Genomic DNA, 15,272 nt, shown 5'->3' with positions numbered 1-15,272 from the left:
GGCGGTGAGCGGGTGGGGGCGTCCTGGGGGCGCCCCCTTCCCCGTTCCCCGGCTCGCGCGGGTCAGTCGAGGTAGCCGCGCAGCTGGTCGGCGAAGGCGTGGTCGCGCAGCTTGTTGAGGGTCTTGGACTCGATCTGGCGGATCCGTTCGCGGGTGACGCCGAAGATGCGGCCGATCTCCTCCAGGGTGCGGGGGCGGCCGTCGGCGAGGCCGTAGCGGAGCTGGACGACCTTGCGTTCGCGTTCGCCGAGGGTGGAGAGGACGGCTTCGAGGTGTTCGCGCAGCAGGAAGAAGGCGGCGGACTCCATGGGGGAGGCGGCGTCGCCGTCCTCGATCAGGTCGCCGAGGGCGACGTCGTCCTCCTCGCCGACCGGGGCGTGCAGGGAGACGGGCTCCTGGGCGAGGCGGAGCACTTCCAGGACCCGCTCGGGCGTCAGTTCCAGGTGGACGGCGACTTCTTCGGCGGTGGGTTCGTAGCCGCGTTCCTGGAGCATGCGGCGCTGGACGCGGACGACGCGGTTGATGAGTTCGACGACGTGGACGGGGACGCGGATGGTGCGGGCCTGGTCGGCGAGGGCCCGTGACATCGCCTGCCGGATCCACCAGGTGGCGTAGGTGGAGAACTTGTAGCCGCGGGCGTAGTCGAACTTCTCGACGGCCCTGATCAGGCCGAGGTTGCCCTCCTGGACCAGGTCGAGCATGGTCAGTCCGCGGCCGACGTAGCGTTTGGCGACGGAGACGACGAGCCGCAGGTTCGACTCGATGAGGCGGCGTTTGGCCATCCGGCCCATGACGACGAGTTTGTCGAGGTCGACGGCGAGCTGGGAGTCGAGGTCGGTGGCGCCGGCGAGTTTCTCCTCGGCGAAGAGTCCCGCTTCCACGCGCCGGGCGAGTTCGACCTCGTCGGCGGCGGTGAGCAGCGGGATCCTGCCTATCTCGCGCAGGTACTGGCGGAAGAGGTCGGCGGAGGGCCCGGTCCCGGCGCCGTTGTCGCGGCCGCGCTGCGGGGGGGCCGGTTCGATGAGTTCGAGGACCTCGGGTTCCTCGTCGCCGGCGTCCTCCACCGTGTCGGCCTCGGCCTCGGGATCCGGATCGGAGGCGTCTGCGGCGGGGCGGCTCGCGTTCACGGTCAGGGTCTGGGTCTGCACGGGGGCGACCTCCAGGGCTCCGAGGACGGTGGCACCGCACCTCAGTGTGGGGTACGACACATCGCTGCCACGAGGGGCGTGCGGGCACTTTCTGAGCCCGCTGCGTGACGGATGGTTACCCCCTGGCGGGAATCCCGATGCGGATCGGACTCATGTCCGACCGGAGTTACGCGGGTTCCACGCGGACCGCGCAGACCTTGAACTCGGGCATGCGCGAGACGGGGTCCAGGGCCGGGTTGGTGAGGGTGTTGGCGCGGCCCTCGCCGTACCAGTGGAACGGCATGAACACGGTGTCGGCGCGGACGGCGTCGGTGACGCGGGCCGGGGCGACGGCCCGCCCGCGGCGGGAGGTGACGGCGAGGGGGGTGCCGTCGGTGACGCCGAGGCGGGCGGCGAGGCGCGGGTGGAGTTCCACGAAGGGGCCGGGGGCGGCGGCGTTGAGTTCGGGCACGCGGCGGGTCTGGGCGCCGGACTGGTACTGGGCGACGACCCGGCCGGTGGTGAGCAGCAGGGGGTAGTCGGCGTCGGGGGTCTCGGCGGCGTCGCGGTGGGAGACGGGCGTGAAGCGGGCGCGGCCGTCGTCGGTGGCGAAGCGGTCGAGGAAGAGGCGGGGCTGTCCCGGGGAGCCTTCGGGGCAGGGCCAGAAGACGCCCTGTTCGGCTTCGATGCGGGCGTAGGAGATGCCGGAGTAGTCGGCGGGGCCGCCTTCGGAGGCGCGCCGCAGCTCGTCGAAGACCTCTTCGGGGTCGGTGGGGAAGCCCTTCTCCACGCCGAGGCGGGCGGCGAGCCCGTGCAGGACGTCGAGGTCGCCGCGGACGCCGGGGGGCGGGGTGAGGGCGCGGCGGCGCAGCAGGACGCGGCCCTCCAGGTTGGTGGTGGTGCCGGTCTCCTCCGCCCACTGGGTGACGGGCAGGACGACGTCGGCGAGGGCGGCCGTCTCGGAGAGGACGACGTCGGCGACGGCCAGGAAGTCCAGGGAGCGGATGCGGTCTTCGACGTGGGCGGCGCGGGGGGCGGAGACCACCGGGTTGGAGCCCATGAGGAGGAGGGCCTTGAGGTCGCCGCCGAGGGCGTCGAGGAGTTCGTAGGCGCTGCGGCCGGGGCCGGGCAGGCTCTGCGGGTCGACGCCCCAGACGCGGGCGACGTGTGCGCGGGCGGCGGGGTCGGCGAGCTTGCGGTAGCCGGGAAGCTGGTCGGCCTTCTGGCCGTGTTCGCGGCCGCCCTGGCCGTTGCCCTGGCCGGTGAGGCAGCCGTAGCCGGAGTGCGGGCGGCCGGCGCGGCCGGTGGCGAGGCAGAGGTTGATCCACGCGCCGACGGTGTCGGTGCCCTTGGACTGCTGCTCGGGTCCGCGGGCGGTGAGGACCATGGCGGCGGCGGGGGTGCAGAACAGTTCGACGGCGCGCCGGAGTTCCGGGAGGGCGATCCCGGTGATCCGCTCGACGAGTTCGGGCCAGTGGGCCATGGCGGCGGCGCGGGCGTCCTCCCAGCCGGTGGTGCGTTCGGCGATGAACTCCTCGTCGGTGCGGCCCTCGGCGACCACGAGGTGCAGCAGGCCGAGGGCGAGGGCGAGGTCGGTGCCGGGGCGCGGCGCGAGGTGCAGGTCGGCCAGTTCGGCGGTGCGGGTGCGGCGGGGGTCGACGACGATCAGGGTGCCGCCGTTCGCCTTGAGTTCGGTGAGGTAGCGCACGAAGGGGGGCATGGTCTCGGCGGGGTTGGAGCCGACGAGGACGACGCAGCCGGTGCGGGGGATGTCCTCCAGCGGGAAGGGCAGTCCGCGGTCGAGGCCGAAGGCCTTCTGGTGCGCGGCGGCGGCCGAGGACATGCAGAAGCGGCCGTTGTAGTCGATCTGGGAGGTGCCGAGGGCGACGCGGGCGAACTTGCCGAGGGAGTAGGCCTTCTCGTTGGTGAGGCCGCCGCCGCCGAAGACGGCGACGGCGTCGGGGCCGTGGGCGCGGCGCGTGCGGGCGAGGCCGGCGGCGACGGCGTCGAGGGCCTCCTCCCAGGTGGCCGGGACGAGCGGGCCGCCGGCGTGGGTGCGGATGAGCGGCTCGGTCAGGCGCACCCGGGAGGAGAGCACGGCGGGGGCGGTGCGGCCCTTGCCGCACAGCGCGCCCCGGTTGACGGGGAAGCCGGTGCGCTCCTCGACGGTCACCGCGTCGCCCGCGGGGTCGGGGCGCAGGTTCATGCCGCACTGCAGGGCGCAGTAGGGGCAGTGGGTGGCGGTGGCTTCCGGGGAGCTGTGCATGCGGCCCAGGGTGCGGTCGGGGTGTTACGCCGGCCGCGCTCCCGCGTTACGGGCGGGGGTGTTCGCCCTCATCCCGGCCCTGCGGTGACGGTGAGGGCGGGAGCCGCAGGTCGGGGCGGTCGATGACCTCGACGTACTCGATCCGGCCGTGGAGCACGTCGAGGTTGATCATGCCTCGGTCGGGGAGGAGGTGGACGTAGCGCGCCCCCGGACCGTAGGGGGTGCCCTGCTGGTGGGTGCCGGTGCGGATGCTCTGGCAGAAGTCGTCCCCGCAGCCGCACTCCGCGTACAGGCGCAGGTCGTACGCGCATGTGGCGAGGTCCGGCTCACCTTCCTCTTCCAGGAGGCGGACCAGCTCGGCCGTCAGGGCGGGCAGGGCTTCGCGGACCAGGGGTGGTGCGGTCGGCTGCATGGCCCGGACCGTAGCCCGGCGGGCGGGCCGGGGGCACGCAGATATCCGCCGGGCTCGGCTCCGCACGGTGATCCGGCCCTGATCCAGCCCCGGCAGCGGCGGGCGTGGCTAGGCTGGCCGGGTCAGGACTGGCCGACGGCCTCGACCGCATCCCGAACCCGCCCCGCAACACCGAGCTGAACGACGGAGCGCTGATCCTCATGCTGTCGCCCCAGCGGGCCTGGCACTCCCGGGTCGTCCGCCGCCTGGCCGACGCGTTGGAGGATCGGGCCCCGGAGGAGAGCACGGTCGCGGCGCGGATGACCGTCCGGCTGGGCGTGGAGAGCCGTCCCGAGCCGGATGTCATCGCCGCGTCCGTCGCCTACGACCCGGACCTGTTTCCTGCCCGAGGACGTGGCGCTGGTCGTCGAGGTGGTCTCCGAGGAGTCTCAGGAGCGGGACCGGGAGACGAAGCCCTTCACGTACGCCCGCGCCGGGATCCGGCACTTCTGGCGCGTCGAGGAGGAGCACGGCCTCCCGGTGGTCCACGCGTACGAGCTCGACGACACGACCCGCACCTACGTCCCCACCGGTATCCACCGGGAGCGCCTCAAGACGAGCGTGCCCTTCGGCATCGAGATCGATCTGGCACGTCTGACCCGGTAGGCGGCCCGGCCTACTGGCCGGTGAGGTACTTGACCGTCAGGCCTGCCGTCCAGCCGCCGTCGACGGCGAGTTCGGCGCCGGTCATGTAGCCGGCGGCGTCGGAGAGGAGGAAGGCGACGGCGGCCGCGATCTCCTCGGGGACGCCGACGCGGCCCAGGGGGGCGCCGGGGTAGTTGCCCTCGCCGGCCTGGATGCCGACGGGGGCGGTCATCGGGGTCAGGGTCATGCCGGGGTGGACGGAGTTGACGCGGATCTTCGCCTCGGCGAGTTCGACGGCGCCGATCTTGGACAGGCCGCGCACGCCCCACTTGGAGGCTCCGTACCCGGCGGTGAGGGCGAGTCCGGTGAGGCCGGCCGCGGAGGAGATGTTGACGACGGATCCGCCGCCACCCGCCCGCAGCAGGGGTATCGCGGTCTTGATGCCGATGAACACGCCGACCAGGTTGACCTCGATGACCTGGCGGAAGTGCTCGACGCTCTCGTGCTCCAGGAACTGGCCGGTGGAGATGCCGGCGTTGTTGACGAGCCCGTCGATCCGGCCGAACTCGGCGACCGCGTACTCCAGCACCGCCGTCCAGTCGGCCTCGCTGGTCACGTCGTGCCGCAGGAAGCGGGCCGCGTCGCCGAGCTTGGCGGCGGTCTCGGCGCCCTCGGCCTCCAGCAGGTCGGTGATCAGCACCCGGCCGCCGCCGTCGACGACCGCCTGCGCGGCCGCCGCTCCCAGGCCGCGGGCCCCACCGGTGATGACGACGACCTTGCCGCTCAGATCCACCACAGCCACGATCCACACCCCTGACGCAGACAGACACATAGGTATATGACTAATCGGCATACGCCGACGCGGCGTCAGTCTGCCAGAGCGGCCAGGACCCGCGACACCCCCTCTTCCTTCGGGCCGAGGAACCTCGGCTCCGGCCGGAAGGCCGCGTCCAGGGCCGCCTTCCCGGCCGCGAGGACCTCGCGGGCGCCACCGTAGTACCAGGTGGAGTCGTGCTCGTCGTCCACGCCGACGCCGTAGGAGTCCACGCCCGCCGCCCGGCACAGGGCCACCGCCCGGTGGATGTGGAAGTGCTGGCTGATCAGGACCGCCCGGCGCACCCCGAATATCTCGCGGACCCGCACGCAGGAGTCCCAGGTGTCGAATCCGGCGTAGTCGCTGACGATCCGGTCGTCGGGTATGCCGTGCTCCCGGAGGTACGTCCGCATCGCGCCCGGCTCGTCGTACTCGGTGCGGCTGTTGTCCCCGGTCACCAGGACCACCTTCACCTTGCCCGCCCGGTACAGCTCCACGGCCGCGTCGAGCCGGTACGCCAGGTACGGGGTCGGACGGCCCTTCCACAGGCCGGCCCCGAAGACCACCGCCACCCCGGCGTCGGGCGCGGCGGCGGTGGTCCGCAGCCGGTCGGCGGCCGCGGCGTGCGTCCACGTCGAGGGCAAGAGGGCCAGCACGCACAGCGCCATCACCGCCTGCACGGCCCGCCGCCGCCCCCGCACCGTCCGCACCGCCCGCGCCATCCGCACCGCCGGCAGCCATGTCCTCCACCGGCCGACGCCGAACCGGCGAGCCCGTCCCTGCTTCCGCCCCCGCTCCTGCCCCTGCCCCTGCCCCTGCCCCTGCCCCTGCTCCTGCTCCTGCTCCTGCTCCCCCATGACCGGTTCCCCTCGTCCCGTACGCCTTTCGCACGTCTTTCGCACGGATTGACGAACCGCCCCCGTCCCCCAGTTCCACCCGCCCCGCCTTTCACTCGTACGAATGACCGAGTGAGCAGCAGGAAACCACCCGTCACCCCCGCGCAACGCCCACGCAATCCGGGCCCCGCAGGATCGGTCCATGACGGAGCCGGTGCACCCTCCCGCCACCCAGTCCTTCCCCTTCGGCAGCGCGGCCGAGCTGCTGACGCGGATCACCGACCAGCTCGGCACCCAGCTCAGCGGCCTGCGCCCGCCACGCGCCCGGCACCACGGAGTCCCCACATGCACCCCACCCTCGTCGCCGTGGCCCACGGCAGCCGCGACCCGCGCGCCCCGCACACCGTCCTCGCCCTGCTCGAACGGGTCCGCGAGCTCCGCCCCGCCCTCGACGTCCGCCTCGGCCACATCGAACTGAACCGGCCGCTGCTGGCCGACACCCTGCGGGACACCGCCGGAGCGGCCGTCCTCGTGCCGCTGCTGCTCGGACGCGGCACCCACGTCAAGCGGGACCTGCCCGCCGCCGCGGCCCGCGCCGGGCACCTGCGGATCCGGATCGCCGCCCCGCTCGGCCCCCACCCGCTGCTCGTGGAGGCCCTGTTCGAGCGGCTCCTGGAGGCCGGCTGGACCCCGGGCACGGCCGTCGTGCTGGCCTCGGCCGGGTCCCTCGACCCCGACTCCGCCGCCGACACCCGCCGCGCCGCCGACCTGCTCTCCGAACGGCTCGGCGGGGTCCCCGTCGTCCCCGCGTACGCCTCGGCGGCCGCGCCGGGCGTGCCGGACGCCGTCCGGGCGCTGGCCGCCCGGGGGTACCACCGGGCGGCCGTGGCCTCGTACTTCGCCGCCCCCGGCCGGTTCGCGTCCGCGAGCGCTGCCGCCGCGACCGGCCCGGCGGCGGCCCCGCTCGGCGCGCACCCGGCACTCGCCCGGCTGGTGCTGCACCGCTACGACGAAGCGCTCGCCCGCAGCGCACGGGAGCCGGAACTGGCCACCGCGTAAAGGCCGCGTAGGTTCGGATTGCTCGGATTGTCGGTGACTCCGGTTAACGTCTCAGCATGGAAGGCACCGCGCACGTCCCCGCCTACGAGTCCTACGATCCGGCCGCCACCGAGCGATGGGCCGCCGAGCCGGACAAACGGCCCGGCCGCACCGCCTTCCAGCGCGACCGCGCCCGCGTGCTGCACTCGGCCGCGCTGCGCCGCCTGGCCGGGAAGACCCAGGTCGTCACCCCCGGCACGCGTTCCTTCGACTGGGACGCCAGCCCCCGCACCCGGCTGACGCACTCCCTGGAGTGCGCGCAGGTCGGCCGGGAGCTCGGCGCGGCCCTCGGCTGCGATCCGGACCTGGTCGAGGCGGCCTGCCTCTCCCACGACATGGGCCACCCTCCGTTCGGACACAACGGCGAGGAGGCGCTCAACGAGTTCGCCAAGGACTGCGGCGGCTTCGAGGGCAACGCCCAGTCGCTGCGCCTGCTGACCCGGCTGGAGCCCAAGCGCTTCGTGCCCGACCCGGCCACCGGCGATCCGGTCAGCGTCGGCCTCAACCTGACCCGCGCCTGCCTGGACGCGGCCACCAAGTACCCGTGGGCGCGCGGCGGCCACCCCACCGACCCGGACTCGGTGAAGTTCGGCGCCTACGAGGACGACCTGCCCGTCTTCGAGTGGCTCCGGCGGGGCGCGCCCGCCGACCGCAAGTGCTTCGAGGCCCAGGTCATGGACTGGGCGGACGACGTCGCGTACTCCGTGCACGACTTCGAGGACGGGCTGCACGCCGGGCACATCGACCCGAACCTCCTCTTCGCCGAGCCCGAGCGGGCCGCCATCTGGCAGGTCGCGATCGGCCGCTACGTGCCCGCCGACACCTCCCCGGAGGAGCTGCGCGAGGCACTGGACCGGCTGATGGAGGAGGACTGGTGGCCGCACGGCTACGACGGCTCCGCCGTGGCGCAGGCCCGCCTGAAGGACGCCACCAGCCAGCTGATCGGCCGGTTCTGCCTGGCCGCCGAGGGCGCCACCCGCGAGGCGTACGGCACCGGCCGGCTCACCCGCTACGCGGCGGAGCTGGTCGTACCGCGCGAGGCGCGCAACGAGTGCGCGGTCCTCAAGGCGGTGGCCGACCTGTACGTGATGCAGCGCGACGAGCAGGAACGGCTGCGGGCCGACCAGCGCATCGTCCTGGCCGAACTGGCGGAGGCGCTCAGCGCCCGCGCCCCGGAGGGCCTGGACCCGCAGTTCCGGGCGATCTTCGACGCGGCGGCGGACGACAAGGCCCGCAAACGCGCGGTCATCGACCAGATCGCCTGCCTGACCGACGCGGCCGCCCGTTCACTGCACGCACGCCTCACCCGGCACGGGCGGCGCGCCGAAGGGTGAGCCGATCGGGCCATTCCCCCTTCACGGGGCAGGCTGGGTGCGGGACTCTCGCAAGGTGGCCGCAAGTGGCCGACAGGTTATGAGGAGGCATCAGGTGGTCGACGCAAACCAGACGTTCATCATCGTCGGCGCGGGGCTGGCCGGGGCCAAGGCCGCCGAAACGCTGAGGGCGGAGGGGTTCACGGGCCGGGTGATCCTGATCGGCGACGAGCGCGACCATCCCTACGAGCGGCCCCCGCTGTCCAAGGGCTACCTGCTGGGCAAGGAGGAGCGCGACAGCGTCTTCGTGCACAAGCCGTCCTGGTACGCGGGCGCCGACATCGAGCTGCACCTCGGCCAGCCCGCCGTGCACCTGGACCGGGAGGCCAAGACGGTGCGCCTGGGCGACGGCACCCTGATGCACTACGACAAGCTGCTGCTGGCCACCGGTGCCGAGCCGCGCCGCCTGGACATCCCGGGCACCGGTCTGGCCGGGGTGCACCACTTGCGCCGGCTCGCCCACGCCGATCTGCTGCGCCAGGCGCTGGCCTCGCTGGGCCGGGACAACGGCCACCTGCTGATCGCGGGCGCGGGCTGGATCGGCCTGGAGGTCGCGGCGGCGGCGCGCGGCTACGGCGCCGAGGTGACCGTGGTCGAGCCGCTGGCCACGCCGCTGCACGCGGTGCTCGGACCGGAGGTCGGCCGGCTCTTCACCGACCTGCACACCGAGCACGGGGTGCGGTTCCACTTCGGGGCGCGGCTGACGGAGATCGTCGGCCAGGACGGCATGGTCATGGCCGCCCGCACCGACGACGGGGAGGAGCACCCGGCGCACGCGGTGCTCGCCGCGATCGGGGCCGCGCCGCGCACCGCGCTCGCCGAGACCTCGGGGCTGGCCCTGGTGGACCGGGAGCACGGCGGCGGCATCGCCGTGGACGCCTCGCTGCGCACCTCCGACCCGGACGTGTTCGCCGTCGGGGACGTGGCCGCCGCCCACCATCCGGCGCTGGGCGCCCGGCTGCGCGTGGAGCACTGGGCCAACGCCCTCAACGGCGGCCCGGCGGCCGCGCGGGCGATGCTGGGGCAGGAGGTCTCGTACGAGCGGGTGCCGTACTTCTTCTCCGACCAGTACGACGTGGGCCTGGAGTACTCGGGGTACGCCCCGGCGGGCGGCTACGACCAGGTGCTGGTGCGCGGGGACGCGGGCAAGCGGGAGTTCATCGCGTTCTGGCTGTCGGACGGCCGGGTGCTGGCCGGAATGAACGTGAACGTGTGGGACGTCGTCGAGCCCATCCAGGCCCTGATCAGGTCGAAGGCGCCGGTGGACCGCGAACGACTGGCGGATCCCTCGGTTCCGCTTGAGTCGCTGGTGGCGGCGGAGGGGGCCTGACGGGTTTGCCGCCGCCCGGCCGTAGAATTCACGGGTGGCAGGACGGATCAACGACGACGACGTGAAGGCGGTACGGGACGCGGTCCCGATCGACGCCGTGGTCTCGGAGTACCTCCAGCTGCGCAACGCCGGCGGCGGCAACCTCAAGGGCCTGTGCCCCTTCCACGACGAGAAGTCCCCGTCCTTCCAGGTCAGCCCCAGCAAGGGCTTCTACCACTGCTTCGGCTGCCAGGCCGGCGGGGACACCCTCGACTTCATCATGAAGATCGACCACCTCTCCTTCTCGGAGGCGGTCGAGCGGCTGGCGGGGCAGGCCGGCATCACCCTGCGGTACGAGGAGGGCGGCTACACCGCCGGCACCAGCGGCCGCGGCGAGCGGATCCGCCTGGTCGAGGCCCACAAGGCCGCCGCCCTCTTCTACGCGGACCAGCTCGGCGGCGCCGAGGCGGAGATCGCCCGCCGCTTCCTGGCGGAGCGCGGCTTCGACCAGGCGGCGGCCCAGCACTTCGGCGTGGGCTACAGCCCGGCCGGCTGGGACCACCTGACCCGGTTCCTGCGCGGCAAGGGCTTCACCGACAAGGAGCTGATCCTCTCCGGGCTGGCCCAGGACAGCCGCAGCGGCAAGCCCATCGACCGCTTCCGGGGCCGGCTCATGTGGCCGATCCGGGACATCAGCGGCGAGGTGGTCGGCTTCGGCGCGCGCAAGCTGCGCGAGGACGACAACGGGCCGAAGTACCTGAACACCCCCGAGACGGCGATCTACAAGAAGTCCCAGGTGCTGTACGGCATCGACCTGGCGAAGAAGGAGATCGCGAAGACCTCCCGGGCGGTGGTCGTCGAGGGCTACACCGACGTCATGGCCTGTCACCTGGCCGGGGTCACCACCGCCATCGCCACCTGCGGCACCGCCTTCGGCGGGGACCACATCAAGATCCTGCGGCGGCTGCTGATGGACAACGCCACCGCCGAGGTGATCTTCACCTTCGACGGCGACGCCGCCGGGCAGAAGGCCGCGCTGCGGGCCTTCGAGGACGACCAGAAGTTCGCGGCGGAGACCTCCATCACCATCGCCCCGGGCGGCATGGACCCCTGCGACCTGCGCCTCGCGCAGGGCGACGCGGCGGTGGCCGGGCTGGTGGACGCCCGCACTCCGCTGTTCGAGTTCGCCCTGCGGCACATCGTGGCCCGGCACAACCTGGAGAACCCGGCGGGGCGGGCGGCCGCGCTGGCCGAGGCCGCGCCGGTCGTCGCCAGCATCAAGGACCTCTCGATCCAGCACGAGTCGGCCGTCCAGCTGGCCGGGATGCTGGGCATCCTGGACGAGCAGTTCGTGGTCAAGCGGGTGGCGCAGCTGGCGCGCTGGGCGCGCGAGCGCGGCAACCAGCCGCAGCAGCAGGGCCGGGGCCGCCCCCAGGAGCCGGCCCCCGCGGCGCCGCCGGCGGCCGTCGGCGGCGGGCCCGCGCTGAACCTGCGCAGCCCCGCCCACCGCACCGAGCGCGAGCTGCTCAAGCTGGCGCTCCAGCGGCCGGCCCTGGTCTCCCCCACCTTCGACGCGTACGGGATCGACGAGTTCACCGCCCCGCCCTACGCGGCGGTCCGCCAGGCCATCCAGGACGCCGGCGGCGCCGCGCAGGGCACCGAGGACTACCTGGTCCGGGTGCGCGAGGCCGCGCCGAACGACACCGTCCGGGCGATGGTCACGGAGCTGGCGGTGGAGGCCATCCACACCAAGACGGTGGACGAGGTCTACGCGGGCGTCCAGCTCGTGCAGGTCCGGCTGCGCGCCGTCGACCGGCGGGTCCTGGAGATCCAGGGCGCCATGACCCGGCTGAGCCCGCAGGCCCCGCCGGAGCAGCACGCGGCGATCCAGCAGGAGCTGTGGGTGCTCCAGCAGTACGGGCAGCGCCTGCGCAACCGCGGCGCCGAAGGGCTCTGACCGCCGGGGATCGGTTGCGGGGGCGGCCCGCGCGCGACCGCACCCGGCGGACCTGCCCCGCCGACCGGCCCCCACCGGCCCGGCCGGCCCGGCGCAGGCTAGCGCCGCAGCCAGTCCCCGCCCGGGATCTCGGTGCCCGCCTCCGCGAGGCGGCGGGCCAGCGGGGCGGCCGCCAGGTAGACCCAGGCCCGGACCCGGCTGCCGTCGGGGCGCACGGCCTCGCGGGCGACGCGGTCGTACACGTTCCCCGGGCGCCCCGGGCCCGCGTACTCCTCCAGCAGGTCCAGCGCGACCAGCAGCCGCGCGTACTCCCCCGGCGCGGCGGTGACCAGCTCCCCGGCTATGGCGGAGCCGGGGCGGTCGACGGCGTACGGGTAGCCGGGCCCCTCGTACAGCACCGCGTCCGGCAGCCGGGCGGGCTCCTCGGCCGCCGTCCGGCCCTTCAGGAACAGGTCGTGGTTGACCTCCCCCGGCCGCAGCGTCCCGTACACGAAGAACGGCAGCACGCCCGGCCCGGTTCCCGCTCCGGATCCCGGCCGATCGACCGATGCCACAGGTCCCTCCCTCGACTACTACTGGACGGTGCGCGTCCGGGCCCAAAGGCCCCTCTTCACCGCGCACCACCACCGTACGCACCGCTGTTACACAATCTCCCGGCTCCCGTGACGAGCGCCCCATAACGTCTGGTTCCGTCCGTTTCCCGACCCCACCCCGCCCCCCATGACGCGATCTCCCCACCGCTCCCGCGGCACCGCCGCCACCGCCGTCGCCCTGCTGCTCTGCGCCGCCGCGTCGGCGTCGGCGGGCTGCGCCGCACCCGGCGGACTCGCCGAGGGCGAGCCGGTGGCCCCGGTCTCCCCGCAGCCGCAGCCGGAGGCGCTGTGGCCGGCCTGGTCCGAGGACTCCCCGCGCGCGCCGGGGGTGGCCACCGGCACCCGCCAGCCGCCGCCCGCGCCGCTGCCGGACGGGCCCGAGGTCGGTCCCGGGGGGCTGGCCGCGGTGGACGTGACGGCCGTGGTGAAGGCGGACAAGCGGATGAAGCTCCTCGCCGGCAAGGGGACGATCAACACCCCGGGCCGCGCCGGGATCCGCCCGCCGGTCTTCCTCGACCTGACCGGGGACGGGCAGAAGGAGATGGTCGTCGCCGCCGACACCGAGAGCGGCCGCACCGCGCTCAGCGTGTACGCCGCCCGGGGGAAGCGGATCGTCCCCATCCTGTTCTCCATAGGACGGCGGATGGCCGCCGAGTCCATCGGCGGGGACCTGCTGCTGCGCACCGCCCCCGACGACGGCTCCGAGCAGGCCGTCCGCTACCACTGGGACGGCACCCGGATGACGGTGGTCAACGACGAGCGCCGCTACACCAAGCCCCGGGACCCCTCGTGAGGGCCCGGTTCCCGGCCTCGCCCGCCGACTTCCGCCGCCGGCTGCGCGCCCTCGGCCTGCGCTGGAAGATCGCCGCCCTGCTGGCGGCCGGCTGCTCGCTGGTCGCCGTCACCATCGGCGTCCTGATCCACGAGGCCCGGGCCCGCCAGGTGTCCGACGCCGCCCGCAAGAGCGCGGTCGAACAGCTGGTCCGCGTACGGCAGATCTACGAGATCACCGGCCGGCTCGACTTCGACAAGGTCGGGGAGGCCGACGCCCGGGTCGACTGCCCCTCCACCCCGCCGGAGCTGCGCCGGGCGGCCCTGGACGGCCGCCGCACCACCTACCTCGACCTGACCGGACCGGACCCGGCGGTGTGGGCGGCCCGGCCGGTGGGCAGCGGGCACGTGCTGACGGTGCGGCAGTCGCTGGCGGCCGAACAGGCCGAGCTGGAGGAGCTGGACGCTCAGCTGGTCGCCTCCGGGACGGGCGTGGTGGCGCTGGCGGCGGTCGGCGGGGCACTGCTGGCCAGCCGGCTCAGCAAGGACCTGCGGACGGCCGCCGAGACCGCCCGGCGGATCAGCGCGGGCGACCTGGACGCCCGGATCGGCCCGTCGGGGCCGCCGGGGACCCGGGACGAGGTGGCCGAACTGTCCTCGGCGGTGGACACCATGGCGGCCAGCCTCCAGCAGCGCCTGGAGGCCGAGCAGCGGTTCACGGCGGACGTGGCGCACGAGCTGCGCACCCCGCTGACGGGCCTGCACACGGCGGCCGAGCTGCTGCCCGCCGGGCGGCCGACGGAGCTGGTCCGGGACCGGGTCGCGGCGCTGCGGACGCTGACGGAGGACCTGCTGGAGGTGGCCCGGCTGGACGCCAACCGGGAGGAGGCGCGGCTGGAGGAGCACGTGCTGGGACCGCTGGTGGCATCGATCGCGGAGCGGTCGGGGGTGGCGGCGGAGGTGGTCGGCGCGGACGGGACCGCCGGTGCGCCGGGCGGGGTGCGGGTGCGCACCGATGCCCGGCGTCTGGAGCGGATCCTGACGAACCTGCTGGTCAACGCCCGGCGGCACGGGAGCGGCCCGATCACGGTGACGGTGTCGGGGACGTCGGTGACCGTCCGGGACCAGGACGGTCCGGGTTATCCCCCGGCCCTGCTGCGCGAGGGGCCGCGGCGGTTCGTGACGGGGACGCCGGAGCGGGGCCAGGGCACCGGGCTGGGGCTGACGATCGCGTTCGGGCAGGCCCAGGTGATCGGCGCCGGGGTGGCCCTGTCGAACCCCCGGCCGGCGGGCGCGGCAGCCGTCGTGACCCTGCCGCCGGCCTGACGCCACCCGGACGTCACCCGGACGGCGTGGGCGGACACGGATGCCCCCGCACGGCCCTGACCTGCACGGATGTGGTCCGGCGGGGCGCCGGCGGCGGGATCCGGCGCAGGCTCGGCAGGCGGTGGGCGGGCGGGCCGGTTTTCCTCGGAACACGACCCCGTGTCCCCTGGAGTACCCATGCGCCGCAGCACCGCCCACGTGCTCACCGCCACCGCGCTGACCGCCGTCGCCTTCGCCGGGCCGGTCGCCGGGGCGGTGGCCGCCGCGGAGCTCGGCATGGCGCCCTTCGCGCCCGGGGACTTCGCCGTGCTGGAGGTCCGGCCGGAATCCGCCGCCCCGGGCGCCACCGTCACCGTGCACACCAAGGCCTGCGGCCGGGGCAGCCGGGCCGAGGGCGACGCCAGCACGGTGGCGGGCGGCCGCTTCGAACTGGCCTCGGGCGGCCGCGAGGACGTGGTCACGGGCCGGTTCCGGATCGGCGAGGGCCTGCGGCCGGGCACCTACGGAATCGGCGCCACCTGCGCGAACGGCAAGTTCGCCACCGGCGACCTGGTCGTCACCGGACGCGGCCCGCAGGGCCACGTCCGGACCGGGGTGGGTGGTGGCACGACCACCGCCACCGACCCCGCCAAGATCGCGGCGGGAGCGGCAGTGCTGGCCGCGGCCGCCGTCGGCGGTACCTGGCTCCTGCGTCGCCGGGCGAGCGGCACGCGGAGCTGACGGGCGCCCACCGCGGCTGCGGCCGCGGTCCGACCGGTACCGCCCC

The 15,272-nt window shown here is 74.4% G+C and carries 14 protein-coding genes and 1 pseudogene; 9 read left to right on the top strand and 6 right to left on the bottom strand.

Features of this window, described 5'->3' with window-relative positions:
* Positions 1–62 precede the first annotated feature (62 nt).
* The 3 genes from ACQKM2_RS21650 to ACQKM2_RS21640 form a co-directional block, all read right to left on the bottom strand.
* A complete protein-coding gene (locus tag ACQKM2_RS21650; RefSeq protein WP_427711958.1) occupies positions 63–1,208 on the bottom strand; it encodes an RNA polymerase sigma factor in 1,146 nt (381 codons plus the stop codon).
* Between the two features lie 106 nt (positions 1,209–1,314).
* Positions 1,315–3,393 (bottom strand): molybdopterin oxidoreductase family protein, encoded by a 2,079-nt coding sequence (locus ACQKM2_RS21645; protein WP_427711956.1) that lies wholly within the window; start codon positions 3,391–3,393, stop codon positions 1,315–1,317.
* A 46-nt stretch (positions 3,394–3,439) separates the two neighbouring features.
* The gene (locus tag ACQKM2_RS21640; protein WP_427711954.1) at positions 3,440–3,805 is read right to left on the bottom strand and encodes a hypothetical protein; all 366 of its coding nucleotides are present in this window, start codon (positions 3,803–3,805) and stop codon (positions 3,440–3,442) included.
* A gap of 200 nt (positions 3,806–4,005) precedes the next feature.
* Between ACQKM2_RS21640 and ACQKM2_RS21635 the strand changes: the two are divergent.
* A pseudogene (locus tag ACQKM2_RS21635) lies at positions 4,006–4,101 on the top strand (Uma2 family endonuclease); the annotation flags it as partial.
* A gap of 43 nt (positions 4,102–4,144) precedes the next feature.
* A complete protein-coding gene (locus tag ACQKM2_RS21630; protein ID WP_427711952.1) occupies positions 4,145–4,450 on the top strand; it encodes a Uma2 family endonuclease in 306 nt (101 codons plus the stop codon).
* A 10-nt stretch (positions 4,451–4,460) separates the two neighbouring features.
* Here ACQKM2_RS21630 and ACQKM2_RS21625 read toward each other — a convergent pair whose 3' ends face one another.
* Entirely contained in the window at positions 4,461–5,225 is a 765-nt protein-coding gene (locus ACQKM2_RS21625) for a glucose 1-dehydrogenase (RefSeq protein WP_427712093.1), read from the bottom strand.
* Positions 5,226–5,296: 71 nt separating this feature from the next.
* Positions 5,297–5,965: a SanA/YdcF family protein gene (locus ACQKM2_RS21620; RefSeq protein WP_427712091.1), complete on the bottom strand. Its 669-nt coding sequence runs from the start codon at positions 5,963–5,965 to the stop codon at positions 5,297–5,299.
* Between the two features lie 459 nt (positions 5,966–6,424).
* Between ACQKM2_RS21620 and ACQKM2_RS21615 the strand changes: the two genes are divergently transcribed.
* The 4 genes from ACQKM2_RS21615 to dnaG all read left to right on the top strand — a co-directional run bounded on the left by ACQKM2_RS21615 (position 6,425) and on the right by dnaG (position 11,816).
* The gene (locus tag ACQKM2_RS21615; RefSeq protein WP_427711950.1) at positions 6,425–7,138 is read left to right on the top strand and encodes a sirohydrochlorin chelatase; all 714 of its coding nucleotides are present in this window, start codon (positions 6,425–6,427) and stop codon (positions 7,136–7,138) included.
* Positions 7,139–7,194: 56 nt separating this feature from the next.
* Complete coding sequence (locus ACQKM2_RS21610) at positions 7,195–8,511, top strand: deoxyguanosinetriphosphate triphosphohydrolase (RefSeq protein ID WP_427711948.1); 1,317 nt, start codon at positions 7,195–7,197, stop codon at positions 8,509–8,511.
* 94 nt (positions 8,512–8,605) lie between these two features.
* Positions 8,606–9,880, top strand: coding sequence for an NAD(P)/FAD-dependent oxidoreductase (locus tag ACQKM2_RS21605; RefSeq protein WP_427711946.1), 1,275 nt, complete (start codon positions 8,606–8,608; stop codon positions 9,878–9,880).
* Between the two features lie 34 nt (positions 9,881–9,914).
* A complete protein-coding gene (gene dnaG, locus ACQKM2_RS21600) occupies positions 9,915–11,816 on the top strand; it encodes a DNA primase (protein ID WP_427711944.1) in 1,902 nt (633 codons plus the stop codon).
* Positions 11,817–11,914: 98 nt separating this feature from the next.
* On the opposite strand, the gene ACQKM2_RS21595 is transcribed toward dnaG, so the two are convergent.
* Positions 11,915–12,370: a gamma-glutamylcyclotransferase family protein gene (locus tag ACQKM2_RS21595; RefSeq protein WP_427711942.1), complete on the bottom strand. Its 456-nt coding sequence runs from the start codon at positions 12,368–12,370 to the stop codon at positions 11,915–11,917.
* Positions 12,371–12,536: 166 nt separating this feature from the next.
* Between ACQKM2_RS21595 and ACQKM2_RS21590 the strand changes: the two genes are divergently transcribed.
* The 3 genes from ACQKM2_RS21590 to ACQKM2_RS21580 all read left to right on the top strand — a co-directional run bounded on the left by ACQKM2_RS21590 (position 12,537) and on the right by ACQKM2_RS21580 (position 15,226).
* Positions 12,537–13,202, top strand: coding sequence for a hypothetical protein (locus ACQKM2_RS21590; protein WP_427711941.1), 666 nt, complete (start codon positions 12,537–12,539; stop codon positions 13,200–13,202).
* Entirely contained in the window at positions 13,199–14,506 is a 1,308-nt protein-coding gene (locus tag ACQKM2_RS21585) for an ATP-binding protein (protein WP_427711939.1), read from the top strand. Before ACQKM2_RS21590 ends, ACQKM2_RS21585 begins: the two co-directional genes overlap by 4 nt.
* Before the next feature lie 177 nt (positions 14,507–14,683).
* Positions 14,684–15,226: a hypothetical protein gene (locus tag ACQKM2_RS21580; protein ID WP_427711938.1), complete on the top strand. Its 543-nt coding sequence runs from the start codon at positions 14,684–14,686 to the stop codon at positions 15,224–15,226.
* Positions 15,227–15,272: the final 46 nt, after the last annotated feature.

The organism is Streptomyces sp. NPDC004126 (assembly GCF_050275515.1).
Lineage (GTDB): Bacteria > Actinomycetota > Actinomycetes > Streptomycetales > Streptomycetaceae > Streptomyces.
This window is presented reverse-complemented; position numbering and strand designations above follow the sequence as displayed.